Genomic DNA, 22,262 nt, shown 5'->3' with positions numbered 1-22,262 from the left:
AAAGAAGCCATTGTAAAATATACAATGGCTTCTTTCCTTTTGTAGATTAGCTATAATTTTTTTACTGATCCCACCAAACCTTGGTGATAAAATTGTCAGTTCCTTGTCTGGCGACCGCTTCGCTGTAGTTCTCGGCGTTCAATACCGCTTCATCATCAGGGTAGCGTATGCGTCCCGGAAATAATCCACCGGTTTCGTTATCGGGGTAAGAAATGGGTTCTAGCTGAGGATATCCAGACCTTCTCAAGTTAGCATAGGCTTCATAGCCATTCAGAAAAGTAGCAGCCCAATATTGGGTATTAATCTGCTCCAATGCCAATTCAATGTTGCTAGTACCTACAAATGGGTTTTGTTCCAAGTAATCAGCAATTTGTTGATCGGAAATTAACGCGGACTCATCAAATTGGCTTAACATTTTCATAGCAGCAAATACCCCACTTTCATAGTAGGTTTCCGCATTTCCGCTGATCCACCCTCTCGCTGCCGCCTCTGCAAGCATAAACTGCACCTCAGCATAGGTAATAAACATCCTAGGCCCGTCTAGCTTAGCTAATACTTCGCGGTTTACGCCCGAATATTGGTGTTCCTGCCCAGGGCTATTGGGGTCATAACTTGGATGGCTTTCCAGTGTGCCGCGGTCCAATCCATTTGGAAGGCCCTTTTGTAGCGCAGGATCGGTGTTTTTGGTCCTGACATCGGTAGGATCTGTATAGACAGCCACCGTATGGGGTAGCCGTGGATCGTTGTGACTTTTTAGAAAGTCAAAATATGTGGCGCTTATTTTCCCAGGGCTTCGGGTAGAAACGCTTATTATCCAGCTCATTCCATTGGCAAGCTCGGCCATAGTGCCTGTTGCGTCCGTTCCGCTGATATACAAATTCTCATCTATGGATGTAAATACACCACGATCGAATGCTTTTTTTACCCAAGTTTCCGATGTGGAGGGTTCTACCTTCGAAAGCCGAAGACCTAACCTTAACATCATGGAGTTACCGAATTTTCTCCACTGCTCTATGTTGCCGTCGTAAGCAATGTCCGCAGTTCCGAAATTTGGCTGATTTGGGTCCAGCTTATTCACCGCATCTTCCAACTCACTGAGCATATCGTAGTAGATTTCCCTTTGGTCGTCATAGCGCGGCTTATATATCTGCTGGTAATACCCTTTGCTGGATTCGAAATAGGGGATTTCTCCATACATGTCGGTAAGGCGGTGGTAAATAACTGTTCTCCAAATGCGGGCCATCTGATGCAGGTTGTGATATTCCGGCTTTTCTCTAGTAAGTTCAAGGATATCTTCGATCAGTTTGGCAGGTCTGGACTCGCCGGCATTTCCATAAGTGGCATTCCATAGCAGTTCGTTATTTCCTTTGTGATAAACGTATTTGTCGCCGTGATAGTCAAAGATGCCTACGTTGCTTAGTGACGCCATTTGCTGGACAAAGCATGTCGCATAAAACAGACTGTTGGCCTCGTCTCCCCTGGCGGTCCGCAATTGGGCAGTAGTGAATAGGAAGGCTGGGTTGAACCTTTCGGCAGTCACCGCATTTGGGTCTTTATTTAGCTCTTCGAAACCGTGATCGCATCCCCAAATTCCGGAAAGGAACACCAGCAGCGCAAATAATATAGGTGTATTTTTCATGATCGTTCTTTTTGTGTGGGAAGAATTAAAACTTCAGGTTAAGGTTAAAGCCAACACTTCGAGTCAGTGGCAGGGCACTGGACTCCACTCCTTGGCTATTGCCGGGAAAAAGATTGTTTTCTGGATCTATGCCCGGCGCTCGACTCATGAGAATAGAGAGGTTTCTGCCCACCATGGAAATACTGCCACCTTTTAAAAATATAATTCGATCGGATAGGGTGGAGGGAAACTGGTAGGTTAGTGCCACGTTTCTCAATTTTATAAACGAAGCATCGTAGAGATAATCATCCAACGCATCCCTTCTCCTCACCGTAATTGCCCGGTTGTTTACCCGGTCCGCAGTGACGTGCACTTGGTTAGGCTCCCCGCTTTCGGTTACTCCTGGCAGGACCACTCCGTTTGCCCGACCCAGCAAAGATTCTGGTGACATGCCCCGGTGGTCCAGGTCGTAGTTGGTTTGGGAATATATATAACCTCCAAATTTACCGTCAACCAACACATTCAGCGTAAATGCCCGGTACCTAAATTCATTGATGAGACCACCAGTCCATCGGTGTATTCCTGTGCCGAAAGGAACCACATCCAACGGAACAATAGGCAAGCCGGTTCCATCGATAATATCCTGTCCCTGTTCGTCCCGGAGAATGGTGCGGCCCACTATCTGGGAATATTCCATTCCCTCTATATGCTTGACAAAGGCCTTTGTGGTGGTGGCGAGGATCAGCTCATTGGAGGTGTCTGAGATTTTCAGCACCCGGCTTCGGTTAAAGGCCATGTTGGCTGTCACTTCCCATTGAAAATCCTTATGGATTACAGGTTTTCCAGAAAGTAAAAACTCCACCCCTCTATTACGAATACTTCCGACATTTACCGATACACCAGAATATCCGCTTGTGCCGGAGATACTCTCTACGGCGATGTCGTTGGTGGTTAGCTTATCGTAAAACGCCATATCAAAACCCAGACGGTTGTCCAGCATCCTTATATCCAGACCGACTTCAAATTCATCCACATTCAACGGTCGAAGCATGTTGTTGGGGACAGTTTGCTGGTTGATAGTTCCCAGTGGACGGCCATTATAGGCGTATCCGAGCAGGCCATAGGTAAGGTCAAGCCCGTATGGGTCCGTATCTCCACCAACAGAGGCATATGCTACCCGCAATTTGCCAAAACTAATCGACCTCGGCATTTCGATTGCGTCCGAGAAGATAAAGCTTAGCCCCGTAGAGGGATAGAAAAAGTTGTTTGAAGCTGGGTTGAGTGTCGAAAACCAGTCGTTTCGCCCGGTGAGATTAAAGAATAGGTAGTTCTTAAAGTTCAACTCCATGGTGCCAAACACGGAATTGATTTTTTTATCATATACCTGGGTGGTCGTATTTCGGATGGCGGTGTTATTTACTACATGGAGTTGGGGAATGACAAAACCTAATCCGGTAACTGAGGTTGTGAATCGATGTTGAGACATGAGGTTACCCCCGAGATTTACCGCCAAGCTGAAGTTTTCATTCAAGTCCTTGTCGATGCCAATCAATCCCTCAAAATTACGCTCCCAGAAATTCATGGTACGTTGGTCAATTTGACCGTTTTGTCGAAAACCTGTTCCGTCTGGCAAAATGTTGTCTCCTTTGAAGGTATAAAAATCCTGGCCTACGCGTCCCTGTGCATACAGCCAAGGCAACACCTGCCAACGTGCGGTCACGTTGGTGATAAATCGGTCCTTGTTGGTCGTATTGCGCATTCGGTTGCGCACAAAATAGGGATTCGTGGCATTGAGGTCGGTACCGAGCACCATTTCATTAAAATCATCTCTATAACCCGGTGCCAAAGCACTGGTTGGCATGTTGCTATTTACAAAGAGTATAGTACCCGCTGCGGCAGCTTGAGTACCCCGATGCATGTAGCGGTTATTCACCTCTTCATCGATGTAATCCACGTTCGCGGATAGGGTCAGATCCTGAGTTATCTTCTGATTCATACCCAGACTGATATTGTTTCTGTTGATACCTGCGGTGGAAATTACGCCTTGATTCCGCATGTTTGTCACCCCGAGTCGGAAGGATCCGTTATCTCCCCCACCTGAAAAAGAGACACTGTTGGTCGTCGTGTGGCCAACGCTGAAAAAATCATCCAGCACCTGATCCTTCACATAAGAGTATGGACGGGCTTCGCCGTCAAGTTGGACCACCATAGATCCATCGTACGGAGCTCCCCAGTGGTTTTGTCCGTGGTTGGCGGCATCCTGCTGGCTGGCCGGCTTGACTCCTCCATACCCCTGCCCATATTCGTTTTGAAGACGCCATATATAAAAGGGAAGCTCAAAGGTGGTATGATTGGTGATTTCTACCCCCAATCCCCTTTTCCCGGCACCGGACTTAGTGGTTATGACAATCGCACCGTTTTTCGCTCGTGAACCATACAACGCCGCAGCCGTAGCACCTTTAAGAACGGTAATTTCTTCAATATCGTCCGGGTTTATGCTTGAAATATTATCTCCCCAGTCGGGATTAGCACCAGATGGACTTCCGAATTGCGAGTTGTCCATAGGAAGTCCGTTGATGATATAAAGCGGCTGGTTGTCCCCGGAAATTGACGTGTTGCCACGAATGGTAACCCGCGACGAGCCGCCGGGACCTGAGGCTACGCCAGTAACGTTAACACCCGCAACCTTTCCGACCAGCGAGTTGGCAAAGTTGGTTTCCCGGGCGCGGTTGAAATCCTCCCCATCGATACGGGTGACCGAATACCCCAAGGCTTTTACCTCTTTTTTTATACCCAAGGCGGTGACTACCACTTCTTCCAAAGCTTTGTCATCCTCCCTCAATTCCACTACTATTTCTGATGAATTTCCTACCGCAACCTCTTGGGTTGCGTAGCCTATATAGGAAAAAACTAGGATATCGGAGGAACTGAGATCGTCGATTACAAAAGACCCGTCCAAGTCAGTTACCATACCCCTGTTTTTACCCTTAACTAAAATCGACACTCCGATTAAAGGTTCACCGGAAGCACTTACTACCCGGCCTCTCACTGTCGTCCAGGGCACCAATGAACCAATTGCGGCCTTAGCCGACGGACCGTCTTTTTTCACAAACGCCCTTTCTTCTTCTTTTATCAGTTTGACGAGGTTGTTGGACATTTTTCGAAGGGATTTGATTCCCTCTTCGTCGTTTTTATAGATAACCAAATACTGATTGTTTATCAATTTAAAGGTTAGCCTGGTATTTTTCAAAATCTTGGCCATCACGTCTTCCACCGAAGCCTGCTCCTCACGGATATAGTTGACGGTAATACCACTTACTAGCGATTTATCAAATGTAAAATAGACGCCGTATTCGGTGCCTATCTGTTCGATCGCCTCTATTAGGGACATTTCCTTCTTCGGGCTATTCGAAGAGGCTACTGTTTCCGAAGAGACGGCCAACAGCATCATACACAACGCCAATAAAATGTTGCTGTAATTAGTTTTTTTCATAGCGCATCTAGGTTATTTGGTTTTATTATGGGTTAAGTTGAAGTTCCACATAGTGTTCCTTTTCGTTAAATTGGATATTCAGGGAAAGTTCCAAGGCTTGCCGTACAGTCTCCCAGTCGCTGTAGGGAACACCCAAGTAGAGTTCCTTGGCCAAAAGGCTACTGTCAGTACTCACGAACTCTTTACCATATATCTGAGTGAGCTTTACAAGCACTTCCGCCAAAGTTTGACCGTCAGCAGCAAGTATTTCAGCTTCACCACGATCAGGAACTATCCCTTAAGGAGATATCAGAAAAGCTACAAATTGCTCCAAATACGGCTAAAAATCATCTTTTTCGGGCATTAAAAGTAATCCGAACCCATTTTAAGCCTGAATTATTTAGCTTGGTGATTTGCTTCTTTTAATATCTCATATTCGATTTGATAGCAAAAACAGGAAAAAAACTTAGGATTTATTCCTGCTTTCCTAATTCCTAGAATCCCAAGCTTGAAGAAATAGTTATATATAATCCACTGGACAATTATTTGAAATCAGAATAACGAATGCACAATATTAACTCTTGTCGAATATGACTTTTTGGCCATATCTTTTACTTCAAGATTAGTTCTGGAGTTTGAAAATGAAGAGTCGTGTCAGAAAGTTCGAGTTGAAATTTGAATATGTGAGTTGATTGATTTTCTGGACTCTCGTTTAAAAAAAGAGATGGTGCACTGATGAGAAAATCATTTCTACTCCCAGCCAAATACTGTGACAAAGGGATTTTTTGATTTTTTGCACTATATCTAATTCCAGAGATATCAAACAGGCCAATTAGATCTGAGCCTGCAGGATGATAGGCATTAAAGTCTTCGGTGCTTGTAATTTTTAGGTTTGTCAAAATTTGATCAGTCCTTGGCATTTGAGCTGGAGTACACGCAAAGGCGGAATTAACAAACAATCCATTTTTACTTAAATTATTATTTAATACTACTCGCTCAAGGTCTGGTTTCAGGTAGATTACAAGATCTCGACTTGCATTTACAGTGTCTCCAGGAAGATAGGCTGCCCATTGAGTAGATGTCACCCGTTTATCGACTCGTTCTACTGCAAAGCCCACGATTCTTGCATCGTAGCGAACGGGGCCATCAAATTCACAACAGATACAACCTTCTTCACAGGAAGGAAACCCTATTAAAAAAAATGAAAGCAAGATTAGTTTAATTAGATGTGGTTTTCTCATAGTCATCCATTAAAATTTGGTTAGACATTCCAATTCTAATTTTAATCCTGGAAGGCAGGCTGTGTCCCGACTAATTTTGTTTTAAAGCAATGCCGGATTCCCTAATTTCCCCATAAAGAGGATGGCACCACTATGGTTGTCCTGAATAAAGAATACAAAGGGCTTGTCCAAGGCAAATATCCTAGGCTGATTAGGTCCAGCGGAAGTCAGATCCACCTCCACGATCGTTGCCGCAGCGGCTTCGCTTCCCCATTCATCCACTTCAATCAACGCATCATGAATCACCCTACTGATATACATGGATTCCGTTGGATTTGCGAACAGCTGGGTAAAGTTGACTGGACTTGGGTTAAAGGGCTTTTCAAGGCCCATCGCCATTAGGTCTTCTTTCAATTCTTCCATCTTATACCTCATCTTAAACTTGGGCATATGAAGGATTAGATTTGCTTCAAATGCTTGTTCCCGCCAATTTTCAAGATCCTCGAAAGAAAAGTCCTGCAACTTGGTGTCAAGATCGGTACCGGTAATCACCCCCATATTGTAATGTCCCGTGCTGTAGGGAATTTCCAAATACTCCAGTCCTTCAGTAGTGTAATTCCTCATTGGTGCCGATTCATTCATGCTCATCATTTCCACTTCTACTACCTGCTGTGGTGTTACATAAAAAGGCGCCTTATGGGTATTTGCCGAATTAAAGCGGTATTTCCAATCTGCCTTAAAATAAATGGCATTGACCAAATACATTACAGCAGTGGAGGGAATCGCATCTAGCATGTCCTTGATTAGGCCTTCTGTATTATTTTCAATCCAATTGTTAATCACATCCACGGACTGGGGATTAGCCATATCCAAACCTGCTACTTCTGCCTTAAAGCTATTCCGAACGGTTGCTTCAAAATTGGGATTGGCTTCAAATTCCTGCTTGTACCAAATGGCATTGGCAATGGATAACCTTACCTTGGGATCCAGCTCCAACAAAAATTTCGTCAGCGATTCTGCCGCTTCATTAGCCTCTTCCAAACTCATCCCCTCAAATCTCAATACATTGTTAAATTCTTCCAACACTTCGCCTTCGTTGCCGTTCATGGCCATGGAAAGTGCCTGATGAATGCTGTAAGGGCTGTAAAATTGATTAGGATCGTCCTTTTTCTGGAGCTGCTGAAAAAGATCCAAGGCAAATCGGGAACTAGCGAAAACCATTTCCTGCTCATGGGCATGCAAGGCCCTGAGGTTTGGTGTTACCATCTCATCTTCACTGCCGCCCCAGTCACAGGAGCTGAACAAAAACAACGGAAAGAAAAGGGCACAGGCAACGTAAAATCGGATATTCATGATCGTTTGGGTTTGTTATACTGCCAGTACGAAAGAATGGTTCGATATGCTACAATCGAATGGTGATTTTTTTAATTGCGTGACAATATTAAATGCGAGACAGGGCAGGTTTTAAAAACCTGCCCTGTCTGACTTCACTCCAATTTATCCTTTCTGTTTTTAATTTTATTTAAGTATTCCGCATCTGCCAGATCCTTCGTTCTTCCGGATAATGTTTTGTGTATAATTAGATCATTTAGATGAATAATCTTTATTGCTTAATTCAGCTTGCGTAGCTTGCTCTTTGGCAAGCGTAAACTCTACCCCTGTAATATTCGTCATAAACTCTACTTGAAAAGGCCGTTCCATGATGCTAAACAAATTGGGTTTGGCAAAATCCCAAGACTGAATAGGCGCCAGCCCTTCTTCCTCAAATCCCAACCACTCCATGGCATCCACAAGCAATGTCTTATTTGCATTGTCAGGTCTAAGCCAAAGGTCCAGATCACCCGTCACCCTGTTATAACCATAAAAATTAACTGCATACCCTCCTACAAGAATAAAATCCACCCGATGTTCTACCAGTGCTTTCAAAACTTCCAGATGAGCATCAAGAAAAATATTCATGACCTATCCCTTTCAAAATTTATGGACTTGGTTAGTTCAGAAAATTGGGGCCCTGACTTGATGTCATAACTGGTCATAATTAGCAGCTTTAGTTGGCGCATAGTTTCAGATGGTTTCAATGATGCCCAGAAAGTCAGTTGATGATTTTCCATATCCTCATGGGAAGAATACGTCTGGATCGTTCTTTTTATCTTCGTATTGATTTTTGCTCTTGCATTAAAATCATTTCCTCCGAAGTCGGGCAAGATAGTCTCGGAGGTCAATTCTGGATTAATGTTTTCCAATCCGTCATTTCCCAATTCTGAATTTTTTATGGTTTCTGAACTCATGATTAAGTATTGTTTACTTCGATAGCCATCATAACCTGTTTTGTTTCTGTGAAATTTTAATATAAACTTCCATAGATATATTAGTTAGAATGTGCATCAAATATAATCTCTATTGAGACTCCAATTCCTATATGGATATATACAACACCAAGAGGGAGTAAAAATCCCCTTGCTTCTTTTGCTTTATGCAAGTCAAGCTATTTTAACTATTCGTAAAAGCCAGCTACGATTTAGCAACAGGAACTAGACCGGACAGGTTTCAAATATCTGCCTGGTCTGTCATAAACAAACCCAATCCATCCCATTGCCGTACAATTTGTAATTGTTATGATTTCCTAGTTTCCTTTTAACCGTTCAAATGCTACTCCCATGAAAACCCGATTTATTCTCCTCTCCTTGATCACACTTTTGAGTAATACCAAAAACGAAGGTAAATGTGAATTAAACGCAGGATATCAAGGGCAAAGTAGCTTTAGAAAAAATATTGCATTTGCAACAATTTGATATTGTAAATAGGAATATAATTTGTAACTTAGTCTCGAAAACAACCCTTTCTAGTATGGCTGCTAAATATTCTTTCAAAAAAAGAAAATTTGAAAATGGGTTTCAGGAAGTGGATTTACCGGAGCTTCAATACTTCTTCAAAATACCCACTTCCAGGGTAGCAGAGCCCCACCCGTATTTGGATGATGTCATCTCCTTTTCAGAGAGCAAGGTACTTTTTGATTTTTTGGAATATAGCCAGCATGAGATTGCCGAGCTAATGGAGGTAGATCCCAGCACCCTGTTCCGCTGGAAAAAAGAGGACAAACAATTGACAAGATTGCTCACCAAAACCATTATGGATATGGATAAGATCATTGCCAAAGGGATCAGGATATTTGGCACAGAGGCACTATTCTCGGAATGGCTACACACTTCCAATCATGCCTTGGGCAACAAAAAGCCAGCAGATGTCATGCGTAATCCATATGGTCTGCAGTTGGTTGACGAGTCATTGGAGGCCATGTCCTGGGGGACTTTCCTATAAATCAGGCCTCTATCTTGAAAGCGTACAGGCTTATAGAAAATATACCCGGTAGATCCGCATTAGGTTATGGGTTGGGTGGAGGAAGATGGAATCAGTATGGGACTCCAATGATCTATTGTTGCAATGTATCTGCTCTTAATTTTTTGGAAATGCTTAGCATCAAAGGAATGGTGGTAAGCCAATCCAACTGGTCATTGATTACGTTGGAAATACAAGTTGAACTATCCTATCTGGAGCCGAGTGAATTGCCAGCCGAATGGAGAAATAGACCCTACCCAATAAGTACGCAACAGATCGGAACGATGTGGGCCAAGGAAATGGTTTCCCCTGTATTGAAAGTACCTTCCTGTAGGATTCCATTGAGTAAGTTTTCAGAGGAATATAACCTATTGATCAATCCGCTTCACCCTGAATTTCTCCATGCTATTTCATTTGTGAAGCAGGAAGAAGTAGGTTTTGAAGTGAATTATTGATTAGTGAAAAGTGTAAAGCGTAAAGTGAAAAGTGAAAAGTGCCAGATAGCTGATTAAAAAATGTAAGCATCAATGACAAACTATTCACTTTTAACTTTTAACTTAAATGGTAAAGTTATGAATAGCCCACTAAAAAATAAAAGTTATGCATTTGCTATTCGAATTGTAAAGCTATCACAGAGTTTATACACTGAGAAAAAGGAATTTGTTTTGAGTAAGCAGATTCTAAGATGCGGGACCGCTATTGGAGCATTGATTAGAGAGGCGGAATATGCGCAAAGTAAACCTGATTTTGTCCATAAAATGAACATAGCCCTTAAAGAAGCAAACGAAAGTGATTATTCGAATTGAGAATTACGGATTACGAATTATTATGAATTCTCAAAATGGTACTTTGAGCCGAAATCGCCACGTAATTCGTAATTAATTTAGTGCGAATTACTCTCAAAATTATACGTTAATGGGGTGATTGAAAAATAATTCGTAATTTTTAATTCGTAATTCGTAATTTACAATCAACCATAAATCCATCTTAACCTTATCCATCCATGCAACGAAGAAAATTTTTGAAACTGGGAGCGTTGGGATCCGCGGCGGCGTTTGCCGGAATCCATTATCCAGCCAATGCCTTTGACGCCTCCGACATGAAAATCGCCAAAATCCGCTACTATGCCGCTCCCGGATATAACAAACCGCTGTTTAACCAAGCACGGGGAATTGTGGAAATAGAAACCGACTCCGGCCTTATCGGCATTGGGGAAGGGGGAAGCAACGATATGATACGCCAAGTTGCCGAAATGATCATCGGCGAAGACCCCTTCCGCATCGAGCATCTTTGGCAGCATTGCTACCGGGATATGTTCTATCCGCCTGGAAGAGAGAAACTCCATGCCCTGGGTGCCATAGAAATGGCACTGTGGGATTTAAAAGGAAAGGCCCTGGGCGTGCCGGTCTATGATCTACTTGGGGGAAAGACCCGCAATTTTGTGGAATGCTATGCCACGGGTTTTAGAAACTCCACCGCCACCACCATGGAAGGCAGGGCATTGGATTGCTTGGCTGCGGGTCTGCGCTGCTACCGGATCGGGCCTACAGGGGGAAATGGGGAGGAACCTTTTGACTTCTATGTACACAGTAAGAAAACCATCGAAATGTGTGAAAAACTGGATCAGGCGGTAGGTGGTAACGGCAACTGGGCGGTTGACCTCCATACCCGGTTTGACACGCCAGAAGCCATCAAAATCTGTGATGCATTGGAAAAACTGGAGCCTTACTTTGTGGAAGACATCATCCGCTCAGAAAACCCCGAAGCATACCGCACCATCCGGAGCATGACCAAAGTGCCCATCGCAGTGGGTGAACAGTTTGGAGACCGCTGGGATAGCAACGTACTTATCGAAAACCACCTGATCGATTACAGCAGGGTGACCCTGCCTAATACAGGAGGCATTACCGAACTGAAAAAAATCATCGCCATTGGCGAAACCCATTACGTGGGCATCATCCCCCATTTTACCGGGCCATTGTCAACGGCTGCCCTGATTCACGTGCTTGGATCATCCAGTCCAACCCGGTGTATGATCGAACTGGCCGGCGGGATTCCGGAATATCCGCCCTATTTCAATGCTGACTATATTGATTTCAGAGACGGAAAAGTCCACTTAAATCCCAATCCGGGACTGGGTGTGACCTTCGATCCATCCAAAGCGGATTTCCTGTTTGAAATCTCAGAACCAACCAAATTCGCCCATCCTTATTTGTTGGCTCCAGACGGTTCTATCCATAATTGGTAACAGGGAGTAAATAGTCCCCAAATTGATAATTTCAACTCCAGGGAGCTGCTAGGAAAAAACTTTCCTAGCAGCTCCTTTCTTTTTAGCATGAACGGTTCGTTCAGTTAATTCAATCAATTTAAAATACAAAAAGGCTAACCGTTTATCAAAAAATCGGCTTTAGTGGTTCAAAAGTTATTCGCCAATTCATCTCGATTATTCCTATTAGTTTCTACTTAAAATCTAATTTACCGCAAAATGATTTTTGATTTTATTATATTTTAAAACAACTATATTTATATTTAATACAATATATTATATGGTACCTGTGTCATTTCAACGCTATTAAATTTAAATTTTAGATATTTATTGAAATTAAAAAATTGTTTTTTTAATCGATTAAGCATACATTGGTTTGAAATTATTTCTTCTTAATTTAAAATTAAAATCCTATCAGTTCAATAAAGTAATCAAAAATGGTAAATCCCATTAGAGTACAGATAGATTTTATTGCTTAATCGATTAACCTTCAAATAACAAAAAAATCAATTCAAATCAATTTATTACCCAAATTCACATAAAATGCCAATAAAAAATCAGTTAAACCCAATCTTAATCAAAACGTATCATGGAAAAAAAAGTACTTCTCTTTTTCTTGGCCTTGCTATGCGCAGGCATCAGCTTCGGCCAGGAGACTAGCATTACCGGTAACGTCGTCGACAGCAACGGCGAACCCATTCCGGGAGTCAGCATCGTAATCAGTGGTACCTCCCGCGGCACAGTCACTGATCTGGACGGGAATTTTATGCTAAACGCCCTTCCCACAGCAAGCCTCATATTTTCTTACATCGGGTATGAAAACCAAACTGTTCTCCTAAACAACCGCACACAACTGAGTATCATTCTTAGTAGCAGTGACATCGGATTGGATGAGGTCATCGTGACGGCGTTAGGTATCAAGCGGGATGCAAAAACGCTGGGATTTGCCACCACCACCTTGGATGGAGGAATGATCTCAGAAAACCGGACACCCAATTTCGCCGATGCCCTTCAGGGAAAGATAGCGGGGGTAAATATTTCCTCCATGTCCACCGGGCCAGGAGGAACGAGCAAGATCCGAATTAGGGGGCAGTCTTCCTTCAGCGGACAAAACAACCCCCTGATAGTCATCAACGGGGTGCCCATGGACAACTCCAATTATTCCCTAGGAGGCAACTTTGGCAACCGACAAATGAATAACACGGATGGTGGTGATGGGCTATTGAGTATCAACCCCGATGATATAGAAACCCTTACAGTCTTAAAAGGGGCTACCGCGGGAGCTTTATACGGTTCCCGAGCCAAGGACGGGGTAATCATGATAACAACCAAGACCAAAAATTCCGCTCAAGGTCTTGGGGTAGAATATAACTCCAATTTCACAACAGACACTCCCCTTGATTTTACCGATTTCCAATATGAATTTGGCCAGGGCGAAGGAGGTGTGAGACCAACTTCTGCATTTCCCACTTCTGGAGTTTGGAGTTTTGGCGAGCGGTTTCAGCCGGGCATGACCCAGATACTTTTTGACAATGAGGAGTGGCCCTATGAGCCCGTCTTCGATAGAATTAGGCAGTTTTACAATGTCGGCACTAACTGGACAAATACGCTTACTGTTTCCAACAGTGGGGATAACGGTGGCTTTAGCCTGTCATTTGCCAATACCGACAACAAAGCCATTGTGCCTAATTCTGAGCTAAACCGCAAAACCATCAATTTGGGTTTCACACAAAACGTCACCAACAAGCTTGTCGTGGCGGGAAATGCTAACTATTCCCATGAGGAAAACCAAAATCCTCCCCAAGTAAACGCCCAAGATTTTTCTACAGCGACGGTGGTAATGACCCTTGCGAATTCCATGCCTTTCGAAGCACTTCGAAACAACATTACATATCCGGATGGAAGCGAAATTGTGATGTCACGGTTTCTAGTGAGAAATAACCCATATTACTCCACTTCCAGGCGATTTGACAACGTAAAACGTGACCGGTTAATCGGGAATCTCTCGTTGACTTACAACTTTACGCCCTGGCTTTATGCTATGGGGAGATTGTCCATGGACTATTACACAAGGAATAATGATTATAATACACCCAATGGATATGCTCCAATACCTCCAGCCCCAGCTGGTTTTGTCAATGGTGCTTATGCCCAGGACGTCCGGCAGTTTAGGGAGACCAACCATGATTTCCTGATTGGGGCTAATAAGGAATTTGGAGATTTTAAAGTTGATTTGACATTTGGAGGAAATCAACGCTATGTCCGTATGGACTATAATAGCGTTGCCGTAAGGGATTTCATTATTCCAGAGCTGTATACCGTCATGAACGGCAGGGTAAAGGACCCACTTTATAGCCTTTCAGAACGGCAGATCAATTCGCTATACGGCCTGGGGGAAATCTCCTACAAAGAATGGCTTTTCCTAAACGTAACGGCTAGAAATGATTGGTTCTCAACCTTGGCCCCTGCCAACCGAAGCATTATGTACCCCTCCGTTTCTACCAGTTTCGTCTTTTCACAGGCTTTTGACAACCTACCTGACTGGCTTTATTTTGGCAAGCTACGTGCCGCTTATGCTGAGGTGGGGGATGATAACGTGGCACCCTATTCCAATGCCTTGTTTTATGCCGTGGACAATAACCTCTTTCCAAACCCCGATGGATTGCCTTCACCCTTGGGGCGTGTCAATGCCAGTACGGTTCCCAATACCAATCTGAGACCATTGCGGGTTCAGGAAACTGAGATAGGCCTCGAACTGCGGTTGTTTGATGAGAAAATCACGTTTGACTTTGCCTATTACAGGAAAATTACGAACGATCAAATCCTGGCCACCCAGATCTCCGATGCCTCCAGTTTTACCAATCAGCTGGTAAATATTGGACAAAGTATGAATCAAGGGCTGGAAATGTTGGTATCAGGATCTCCGATTAGAACCGAAAAATTCCGATGGGATGCCAGTGTGAACCTTACCTACAATACTTCTGAGGTATTAAAATTGGGGCTTACCGATGCCGACACGATGATTACTGTGAGTGGTGGAGGGGGCAGGATATTGAATCAGGTAGTGGGTAGGCCCATAGGACAGCTGTATACTTTCACTTACCTCAGAGACGATCAGGGTAGACAGGTATTCGATCAAAACAGTGGCAGGCCGCTACGAAATGACAATCCTCAGAATGTAGGATCCGTACTTCCCAGATATTTTGGAGGCATCACCAATACCTTTACCTGGAAGGGACTAAGTCTCTTCACCCTTATTGATTTCAAACTCGGCCACAAGATGTTTGAGGGAAGAAATCAAAACTACCAGCGCCATGGCCTCCACAAGAATACATTAAACGGAAGGGATCAGGGATTCGTGGTCGGGGATGGCGTCAACCCGAATGGGGAAATCAATACTACCCAATCCCTGATACAGCCATTCTATGAAACAACAAATGTGCTGGGAATTAACGAAGACTGGGTTGTAAATGCTGGTTTTTGGAAATTAAGGCAAATCTCACTGAGTTATGACCTCAGCAAACACCTTCCCGAGAGTTTGTTTATCAAACGGCTCAGAATAAGTGGAGTAGCTAATAACGTAGCCATTATCAAAAGATGGACTGAAAACATGGATCCCGAAAACGTATCCGTCACCTCGGACAATGCCAACGGGCTGGATTTCTGGCCCGCATTGCCTCCCACCAGAAGTCTAGGGTTTAATCTCAACGCTAAATTCTAAAACCATGAAAAATCACATTATCTATATCCTCATATTTTGTCTGACTGCGGTTAATTTCAGCTGTGACGAAAATTTTGACGAAATCAATACCAACAAGGTTGACCCCACTACGCTTAGCCCACTGTTTTTGTTAAACCAAGGCATTGTGGATATGCGTTATCGGGATGGATTTGCCACGTTGCAGGATTTGTCCTATAATTTTGGGATCGTACAGCAGATAATCACGCCCTTCGGAAGCTCTCTTGCCGGGGCAAATTACAATCAGCTCAATCTGGGCAACGCCCAACCCATCTGGCAAAACACGTATAGGAATGCCCTGAAAAACATTGTGGACGCCGTAGAAAAGAGCCGGGATGATCCCAACAACGTCAACCTTTTTCATGCGGGAAGAATATGGAAAGCCTATGCTTACATGGTATTGACGGACAATTACGGAGATATTCCCTACTTCCAGGGGGCACGTGGATTCATTGACCAAATCGTCGACCCAGTGTATGACACGCAGGAAGCCATCTACAATGACATTCTAAAAGAATTGGAAGAGGCTACAGCCGGGCTTAATCCTGCAAATCCACGGGTAACCAGCGAAATTCTTTATGGGGGTGATCCGATATTATGGAAAAGGTTTGGCTACTCCCTGATGCTTCGGGCTGCCATGCGGTTGAGTAAGGTGGATCCGGCAAAAGCCCAGAGCTTTGTCACGAAGGCAGTGGCGGGAGGCTTGATCCAGTCCAACGATGAAAATGCCGTCCTCCGAAATACTTCTGTTTTCAACAATTACCTGGGTGTCCATTTGGGAGCGAGGGAAAAGGCCAACTATTACCTGACCGCTCCATTCGTCAACCACCTCAAAAATAACAACGACCCCCGCCTAAGGTCTATTTCCATCCGCCATGTCGGCGCTACCAACGGTCCGAGTCAAACCATTGCACGCATTACCCGCGACCCTGCCCTTCAGGTGGGTATGCCTATGGGGCATGATGATGTTTCCATCAACTCGGTTCTGGCTGCAAATGGAGTCGTGAGCCTATGGGATTTCTCCCAAGCCAATATCTACACCGTGTTGAAAATTGATGCCCCCCAGTTTATTCTCACTTATGCCCAAAATCAATTACTTTTGGCGGAAGCGGCAGTAAGAGGTTGGGTATCTGGAAATGCGGCTGATTACTACGCAGCTGGCATCCGTGCCAATATGGAGCAAATGGCCCTGTATGATGGCGACGCTTCCATACCGACTGCCGATATAGATCAGTACATCGCCTCCCATCCGCTAGTGGCCGGCAGGGAACTTGAGCTGATCAACACCGAATATTGGATAGCGGCTTTCTTAGACGGGTCAGAACTCTTTGCCAACTTTAGAAGAAGCGGTTATCCAATCCTCCAGAAAAACCCCTACACGGGCTCGGAAATCACGGGGGACTTTATCCGCAGCATGCCCTATCCTGATAGCGAGCGGGTAGTAAATTTGGCCAACCTGCAGGAAGCGCTAAGTCGTCAGGGACCCAATAACTTGGATCGGCGCGTGTGGTGGGATAAACCCTGAATTAATAAAGATGGCCATTCTCGAATAATTTCGTAAATATATAACCTTTGCAAGAGAGGTTTTAAATAACAGAAAAACTCACTTGCAGAGGTTATATTAAAAAGTTGTTATGAAAATTATAACTCGAAGGCAACCAGCTATTTTAATGCTATTAGTCGAAAACATTTGGGTCCTCTAAAAGGAATTATATCGGGTTCATTTGGCCCACGGTTAATATTTGTAGCCTAAATCCTTTTAATAGTTGGTATTTCGTGTTAATTTTTCAATTAGCTTATGCGTATCTGATGCCAGACAAAAGAAAAGTTTCCTTGAAGCATATCGCGGAAAAGGCAGGTGTATCTACCGCCTTGGTCTCCTATGTGCTTAACGGGAAGGAAAGAGAAAGCCGAGTGGGCAGTGAAATTTCGCAAAAGATAAAGCTGCTTGCGAAAGAACTTAACTATACACCCAACTACGTGGCAAAAAGTCTACGTAGCGGCAAAACCCATACCATTGGACTTATCATCGCCGATATTGCCAATCCCTTCTTTGCCAACATCGCCAGGGAAGTGGAGGATGAAGCTAAAAAAACCGGCTACACGGTCATTATCGGAAGTTCTGATGAAAATCCCGAAAAATTCAAAGATTTGATCAGTGTGTTTCTTGACCGACAGGTAGATGGATTAATCGTAGTGTCTACTGAAAAATCATTCCAACAAATCAAAATGTTACATCAGCGAAAATATCCCTTTGTCCTTTTGGACAGGTATTTCCCAGAATTACAGACGGACTATGTTTCGATTGACAGCTTTCAGGCATCCTTTTCCGCCACCACGCATTTGTTGCAGAATGGCTACAAAAATATCGGTTTTATTGGCTATAAATCAAAACTCTTTCACATGATCGAAAGAAAGCGGGGAGTCACGGAAGCCTTGGAAAAAGTGGGAATCACGCCACTTAAAAATTGGAGCCAGTCCATTACTTTTGACAAGGTGGAAACAGAGTTAAAGACCGCCATGGAAGCTATGATTTTTTCTCAGACACCCGTCGATGCCATTCTATTTGGGACGTATCGTTTAGCAATTAACGGGTTGAAAATTATCAGAGAATTGGGGATAAAGATCCCAGATCAGTTGGCCATTGTAAGTTATGGACAAGCCGAAAGCTTTGAGCTCTATGAATGCCCGATTACCTATCTGGAGCAGCCTCTTGGGGCATTGGGGAAAAAGGCGGTTAGCTTACTTGTTGACAAAATCAAGGAGCCCAGCCACATTCCCGAGCAAATTCTAATGAAGGCCCGCTTGGTAATCGGAGAATCTTCCCATTCAATTTCTGAGTCTATAAGTAAAGTATAATTAACAAATAAACCCCACCATGAAAAAAAACAGAATCAATAAAGAACCAAAAAAGTCTTCCTCCATCCTGTCACGGAGATCCGCCATACAGTCTGTTTTGGGCTTGGCAGGCACAGGTTTTCTTTTGCCACTTTCCTCCTATGCGGAGCAACCGGCCTACTCACCAACTAAATATGGGGAGGTAAAAATCACCCGCTTGGAGACCTTCTTGGTAAAACCCCGGTGGATTTTCCTTAAAATTCATACAGATGCGGGGGTGGTAGGTCTGGGAGAGCCCTTATTAGAAGGACGGGCTTTGACCATTCAAACCGCCATACAAGAAATCGAACCATACCTGATTGGCAAGGATCCGAGGCAGGTAGTGCATCACTGGCAGGCAATCTACCGCCATGCCTTCTATCGGGGAGGACCTATTCTGACATCAGCCTTAAGCGGTATCGATCAAGCACTGTGGGACATCAAAGGCAAATTATTGGGTGTGCCTGTTTATGAGCTTTTTGGCGGACCCACCCGTGACCGGGTTCGGATATATGGCCGTGCCAGCAATGCGGAGGATATGAAGAAACGAAAGCAGGAAGGGTATTCGGTAATTAAAACAGGGGTGGCGAAAAAGAAACCCGCTGGGATTGTTGAGAACATGGCATTTATCCAACATGCGGCAGATACCTTTGGGTCTTTGCGGGAAGCGGGTGGACCTGAAATGGATATCGGCATTGATTTTCACGGAGCAATTTCCCCCCAGACTGCCAAATTGTTGATCAAAGAACTGGAGCAATACCAGCCCATGTTTATAGAGGAACCCTGTCAGGCCCAAAATGTGGATGTAATGGTGGACATTGCCCGCGGGACCCACCTACCCATAGCAACCGGAGAACGAATTTTTACCAAGTGGGGGTTTCGGGAAATTCTCGAAAAAGGTGCGGCAAGTATCCTTCAACCGGATATTTGCCATGCCGGCGGACTGACGGAATGCCGCCTAATTGCAGGCATGGCAGAAGCCTACTATGCGGCTATTGCCCCTCATAATCCAATGGGACCAATCTCGCTTGCCTGCGGACTCCACTTGGCAGCAAGTATTCCCAATTTCCTTGTTCAGGAACAGGTCTCGCTCGGGGATGGCTATCTCAAAAATCCCTTTAAACTTCAGGCTGATGGCTCAGTGATGATCCCACAGGGCCCCGGGCTGGGTGTGGAACTTGATGAGGATGCCCTTGCGGATAAAATCGGCCACGATTGGAAAAACCCGGAAAGCTACGATTCCTTTGACGGTTCTGTCGTAGATTGGTAACCCAACAGCAATCATTAACATAAACTTCTAAATATAACCTTAATGAATTCATCTAAAGAAAACACCAGAAGAAAACTACTAAAAGGAATTGGCCTGGGATCCATGGCCGGTATGCTTGGCGTCTTTCCGGGACAGCAGGCCATAGCCGCTCAGGAAAAAGAAACTCCCTCCTACCTAAGAGGTTTGCCACCGCTTACAATTACAAACGTCAAAGCCATTGGTACAGCGCCAGCCGGCTCTAATCTCATAGTAGTAAAAGTCGAAACCTCAGAGCCGGGCCTTTATGGTCTGGGTTGTGCGACCTTTACCCAGCGGGCCTTTGCCGTGATTACCGCCATAGAGAAGTATTTGCAGGATTTCTGCGTAGGCAAAGATGTGGATAATATCGAAGATATGTGGCAGGCGGCGTTCGTTAGCTCCTACTGGCGAAATGGCCCTGTGTTAAACAATGCTATAAGCGGGCTGGACCAAGCACTTTGGGACATCAAAGGTAAGCGTGCCAATATGCCAGTCTACCAGCTATTAGGGGGTAAGTGCCGCTTTGCCATTCCCTGCTATACCCACGCAAGTGGCAGCACCCCGGAAGAAGCTGCGGATAATGTGACAAGATTTATGGAAGAAGGATACCGCTACGTCCGAATTCAGCAGGGTGGTTATGGTGGTACAGGGCTTACCGAAAAACCGGATTTCAAGAAGGCCGGATTTGCCCGTGAGTCAGACCAGTATATGGATCAGGGGAAATACATCCGGTCCGTACCCAAGCTATTCGAGACTGTAAGAAAGCAGTGCGGGGAAGAGGTGGAATTATTACATGACATTCATGAGAGACTGGACCCTATCGATGCCATTCGTGTCGTAAAAAGTACCGAGCCGTATCACCCCTTTTTCATCGAGGATCCATTTTCACCTGAACAGATGGAATGGTTCAAGGAACTCCGAAATGCTACGACCGTCCCACTTTCTATGGGAGAACTGTTCAATAACATAAATGAATTCAAAGAACCTATGGTTAATCGCCTCTTTGATTATATCCGCATCCATATATCCCAAATCGGAGGGATTACCCCTGCCATGAAAGTTGCAAGGCTAGGTGAGTTTTATGGTATCAGAACGGCTTGGCACGGACCAGGGGATGTATCGCCTGTAGGACATGCCGCCAATGCACACATAGATTTGGCAGTTTGGAACTTTGGAATTCAGGAAGCTGCACGGATTAACGACCTGTCTCGGGAAATATTCCCGGGATCACCTACCATGAAAGACGGTTACATGGTAGTCAACGAAGCTCCTGGGCTCGGCGTAGAGATTAACGAAGAATTAGCCGCCAAGTACCCTATGCACACCAGGTCCAACTGGACCGTAAGGAAGTTTGACGGAACTATCATTCGTCCTTAAACTTTTCTTAAATGAAGCAAGGCTCTCCATGAATTGAAAAACTTGGAGAGCCATTTTATATATGGGAATACCTTTATCTCACGCTAATTTCTTTCACTGCGAAATGTGACAGCCCTTTTTCCAACAATCTTTCTTTTTGGAATTTTTTCTAGCTTTGCACCATGCAAACAAAGCCATTTACTTACCTCTTCACCATTCAATACCTCGGCCTACGCTACCACGGCTGGCAGCGGCAGAAGGGGGTAAAAACAATACAGGGGACACTGGAGCGAAACTTTCGTCATGTACTCGGACATGAGGACTTCAACATTCTAGGAGCAAGCCGAACGGACAGTGGAGTTTCTTGCCTTAATGGCGCATTTGAGCTCTTTCTCAAAGAAAACCTGGAACTCTCTACTTTTATCCAAGCAGCCAATGAAAATCTGCCAGCTGATATTCGCTTGTTGGATGCCAGACCAGTCTCCGTTAATTTTAACATTATTCAGGACGTGGTTGCTAAACGGTATGGCTATTATTTTGCCCTAGGAGAAAAACCTCATCCCTTTTTATCAGGAGCCTTGGCATATGCAGGAAGGGATCTTGACTTGGAACTGATGAAATCCGGGGCGGCTCTTTTTGAGGGGATTCATGATTTCCGGAGATTTTGTACCCAGGGAAAGCAAACCGATGATTTTATCCGGATGATTTCAAACGCAGAAATATCCTCTCTGGATACCGAACTTGATTTTTGGCCTAAAAAAAATGTTTATGTCTTTAGAATAAACGGGCAGGGGTTTCTGATGCATCAGGTGCGGCGGATGGCGGCGGCGTTGTTTATGCTTGGAAAAGCAGAAATTAGCCTCCCAGATATAGAAAGTGCTTTAATTAGCACTGAATTGCATCCCTTTTGTCCAAGTGCCCCTGCTCAAGGGTTAGTCTTGGAGGGGGTCACATTCAAAAATTTATACTAACCGTAAGAATCAACAATTTAGCTTTTATTACATCTGGTACTTTAAAGTTGAATAAACCATCCCTGAATAAATAGATTTTAGTCAATTGATAAAACCATCAAACCTTGGCCCACATTTTG

General features: G+C 44.3%; 17 protein-coding genes and 1 pseudogene. 11 read left to right on the top strand and 7 right to left on the bottom strand.

Annotated elements, in window-relative coordinates:
* Positions 1-61 precede the first annotated feature (61 nt).
* The 3 genes from FQ608_RS13445 to FQ608_RS13435 are packed head-to-tail and all read right to left on the bottom strand — an operon-like array spanning position 62 to position 5,334.
* Positions 62-1,639, bottom strand: coding sequence for a SusD/RagB family nutrient-binding outer membrane lipoprotein (locus tag FQ608_RS13445; protein ID WP_158858759.1), 1,578 nt, complete (start codon positions 1,637-1,639; stop codon positions 62-64).
* A 25-nt stretch (positions 1,640-1,664) separates the two neighbouring features.
* The gene (locus FQ608_RS13440; RefSeq protein ID WP_158858758.1) at positions 1,665-5,111 is read right to left on the bottom strand and encodes a SusC/RagA family TonB-linked outer membrane protein; all 3,447 of its coding nucleotides are present in this window, start codon (positions 5,109-5,111) and stop codon (positions 1,665-1,667) included.
* A 25-nt stretch (positions 5,112-5,136) separates the two neighbouring features.
* Positions 5,137-5,334: a hypothetical protein gene (locus tag FQ608_RS13435; protein ID WP_158858757.1), complete on the bottom strand. Its 198-nt coding sequence runs from the start codon at positions 5,332-5,334 to the stop codon at positions 5,137-5,139.
* Positions 5,335-5,351: 17 nt separating this feature from the next.
* Between FQ608_RS13435 and FQ608_RS28045 the strand changes: the two are divergent.
* Positions 5,352-5,516, top strand: a pseudogene (locus FQ608_RS28045) (RNA polymerase sigma factor); the annotation flags it as partial.
* 185 nt (positions 5,517-5,701) lie between these two features.
* Here the strand turns inward: FQ608_RS28045 and FQ608_RS13425 are convergent.
* The 4 genes from FQ608_RS13425 to FQ608_RS13410 all read right to left on the bottom strand — a co-directional run bounded on the left by FQ608_RS13425 (position 5,702) and on the right by FQ608_RS13410 (position 8,598).
* Positions 5,702-6,331 (bottom strand): hypothetical protein, encoded by a 630-nt coding sequence (locus tag FQ608_RS13425; protein ID WP_158858756.1) that lies wholly within the window; start codon positions 6,329-6,331, stop codon positions 5,702-5,704.
* An 81-nt stretch (positions 6,332-6,412) separates the two neighbouring features.
* Positions 6,413-7,663: a serpin family protein gene (locus FQ608_RS13420; RefSeq protein WP_158858755.1), complete on the bottom strand. Its 1,251-nt coding sequence runs from the start codon at positions 7,661-7,663 to the stop codon at positions 6,413-6,415.
* Positions 7,664-7,894: 231 nt separating this feature from the next.
* The gene (locus FQ608_RS13415) at positions 7,895-8,269 is read right to left on the bottom strand and encodes a nucleotidyltransferase (protein ID WP_158858754.1); all 375 of its coding nucleotides are present in this window, start codon (positions 8,267-8,269) and stop codon (positions 7,895-7,897) included.
* The gene (locus FQ608_RS13410) at positions 8,266-8,598 is read right to left on the bottom strand and encodes a hypothetical protein (protein WP_158858753.1); all 333 of its coding nucleotides are present in this window, start codon (positions 8,596-8,598) and stop codon (positions 8,266-8,268) included. Before FQ608_RS13410 ends, FQ608_RS13415 begins: the two co-directional genes overlap by 4 nt.
* 559 nt (positions 8,599-9,157) lie before the next feature.
* On the opposite strand from FQ608_RS13410, the gene FQ608_RS13405 reads away from it, so the two are divergent.
* From FQ608_RS13405 to truA, 10 genes are all read left to right on the top strand, one after another.
* Positions 9,158-9,628 (top strand): antitoxin Xre/MbcA/ParS toxin-binding domain-containing protein, encoded by a 471-nt coding sequence (locus FQ608_RS13405; protein ID WP_158858752.1) that lies wholly within the window; start codon positions 9,158-9,160, stop codon positions 9,626-9,628.
* Positions 9,629-9,642: 14 nt separating this feature from the next.
* Positions 9,643-10,101: an RES family NAD+ phosphorylase gene (locus FQ608_RS13400; RefSeq protein ID WP_158858751.1), complete on the top strand. Its 459-nt coding sequence runs from the start codon at positions 9,643-9,645 to the stop codon at positions 10,099-10,101.
* A 117-nt stretch (positions 10,102-10,218) separates the two neighbouring features.
* Positions 10,219-10,452 (top strand): four helix bundle protein, encoded by a 234-nt coding sequence (locus tag FQ608_RS13395; RefSeq protein WP_158858750.1) that lies wholly within the window; start codon positions 10,219-10,221, stop codon positions 10,450-10,452.
* A gap of 197 nt (positions 10,453-10,649) precedes the next feature.
* Positions 10,650-11,894: a mandelate racemase/muconate lactonizing enzyme family protein gene (locus FQ608_RS13390; RefSeq protein WP_158858749.1), complete on the top strand. Its 1,245-nt coding sequence runs from the start codon at positions 10,650-10,652 to the stop codon at positions 11,892-11,894.
* Between the two features lie 607 nt (positions 11,895-12,501).
* The gene (locus FQ608_RS13385; protein ID WP_158858748.1) at positions 12,502-15,633 is read left to right on the top strand and encodes a SusC/RagA family TonB-linked outer membrane protein; all 3,132 of its coding nucleotides are present in this window, start codon (positions 12,502-12,504) and stop codon (positions 15,631-15,633) included.
* Positions 15,634-15,637: 4 nt separating this feature from the next.
* On the top strand, positions 15,638-17,176 hold the full coding sequence (locus FQ608_RS13380; RefSeq protein WP_158858747.1) for a SusD/RagB family nutrient-binding outer membrane lipoprotein: 1,539 nt from the start codon (positions 15,638-15,640) through the stop codon (positions 17,174-17,176).
* 284 nt (positions 17,177-17,460) lie between these two features.
* On the top strand, positions 17,461-18,510 hold the full coding sequence (locus tag FQ608_RS13375; protein ID WP_158858746.1) for a LacI family DNA-binding transcriptional regulator: 1,050 nt from the start codon (positions 17,461-17,463) through the stop codon (positions 18,508-18,510).
* 19 nt (positions 18,511-18,529) lie between these two features.
* Positions 18,530-19,798 carry a galactonate dehydratase gene (dgoD, locus tag FQ608_RS13370; RefSeq protein ID WP_158858745.1) on the top strand — a complete coding sequence of 423 codons (1,269 nt, stop codon included), beginning with the start codon at positions 18,530-18,532 and terminating at the stop codon, positions 19,796-19,798.
* Between the two features lie 42 nt (positions 19,799-19,840).
* Positions 19,841-21,193, top strand: coding sequence for an enolase C-terminal domain-like protein (locus tag FQ608_RS13365; protein WP_158858744.1), 1,353 nt, complete (start codon positions 19,841-19,843; stop codon positions 21,191-21,193).
* A 161-nt stretch (positions 21,194-21,354) separates the two neighbouring features.
* Entirely contained in the window at positions 21,355-22,143 is a 789-nt protein-coding gene (truA, locus tag FQ608_RS13360) for a tRNA pseudouridine(38-40) synthase TruA (protein WP_158858743.1), read from the top strand.
* Positions 22,144-22,262 lie beyond the last annotated feature (119 nt).

The sequence above is a fragment of the Lunatibacter salilacus genome, assembly GCF_009797935.1.
In the GTDB taxonomy this organism is placed as follows: Bacteria; Bacteroidota; Bacteroidia; order Cytophagales; family Cyclobacteriaceae; genus Lunatibacter; species Lunatibacter salilacus.
Note: the sequence above shows the minus strand (reverse complement) of the source record. Positions and strands in the feature narration are given on the sequence as shown.

Excerpts from the sequence above, each read along its gene's own strand:
- FQ608_RS13390 (WP_158858749.1), top strand. The coding sequence starts at position 10,650 with ATGCAACGAAGAAAATTTTTGAAACTGGGAGCGTTGGGATCCGCGGCG.
- FQ608_RS13410 (WP_158858753.1), bottom strand. The coding sequence starts at position 8,598 with ATGAGTTCAGAAACCATAAAAAATTCAGAATTGGGAAATGACGGATTG.
- FQ608_RS13380 (WP_158858747.1), top strand. The coding sequence starts at position 15,638 with ATGAAAAATCACATTATCTATATCCTCATATTTTGTCTGACTGCGGTT.
- FQ608_RS13395 (WP_158858750.1), top strand. The coding sequence starts at position 10,219 with ATGAATAGCCCACTAAAAAATAAAAGTTATGCATTTGCTATTCGAATT.
- FQ608_RS13440 (WP_158858758.1), bottom strand. The coding sequence starts at position 5,111 with ATGAAAAAAACTAATTACAGCAACATTTTATTGGCGTTGTGTATGATG.
- FQ608_RS13365 (WP_158858744.1), top strand. The coding sequence starts at position 19,841 with ATGAATTCATCTAAAGAAAACACCAGAAGAAAACTACTAAAAGGAATT.
- FQ608_RS13415 (WP_158858754.1), bottom strand. The coding sequence starts at position 8,269 with ATGAATATTTTTCTTGATGCTCATCTGGAAGTTTTGAAAGCACTGGTA.
- FQ608_RS13405 (WP_158858752.1), top strand. The coding sequence starts at position 9,158 with ATGGCTGCTAAATATTCTTTCAAAAAAAGAAAATTTGAAAATGGGTTT.
- truA (WP_158858743.1), top strand. The coding sequence starts at position 21,355 with ATGCAAACAAAGCCATTTACTTACCTCTTCACCATTCAATACCTCGGC.
- FQ608_RS13445 (WP_158858759.1), bottom strand. The coding sequence starts at position 1,639 with ATGAAAAATACACCTATATTATTTGCGCTGCTGGTGTTCCTTTCCGGA.
- FQ608_RS13375 (WP_158858746.1), top strand. The coding sequence starts at position 17,461 with ATGCCAGACAAAAGAAAAGTTTCCTTGAAGCATATCGCGGAAAAGGCA.
- FQ608_RS13425 (WP_158858756.1), bottom strand. The coding sequence starts at position 6,331 with ATGAGAAAACCACATCTAATTAAACTAATCTTGCTTTCATTTTTTTTA.
- dgoD (WP_158858745.1), top strand. The coding sequence starts at position 18,530 with ATGAAAAAAAACAGAATCAATAAAGAACCAAAAAAGTCTTCCTCCATC.
- FQ608_RS13420 (WP_158858755.1), bottom strand. The coding sequence starts at position 7,663 with ATGAATATCCGATTTTACGTTGCCTGTGCCCTTTTCTTTCCGTTGTTT.
- FQ608_RS13385 (WP_158858748.1), top strand. The coding sequence starts at position 12,502 with ATGGAAAAAAAAGTACTTCTCTTTTTCTTGGCCTTGCTATGCGCAGGC.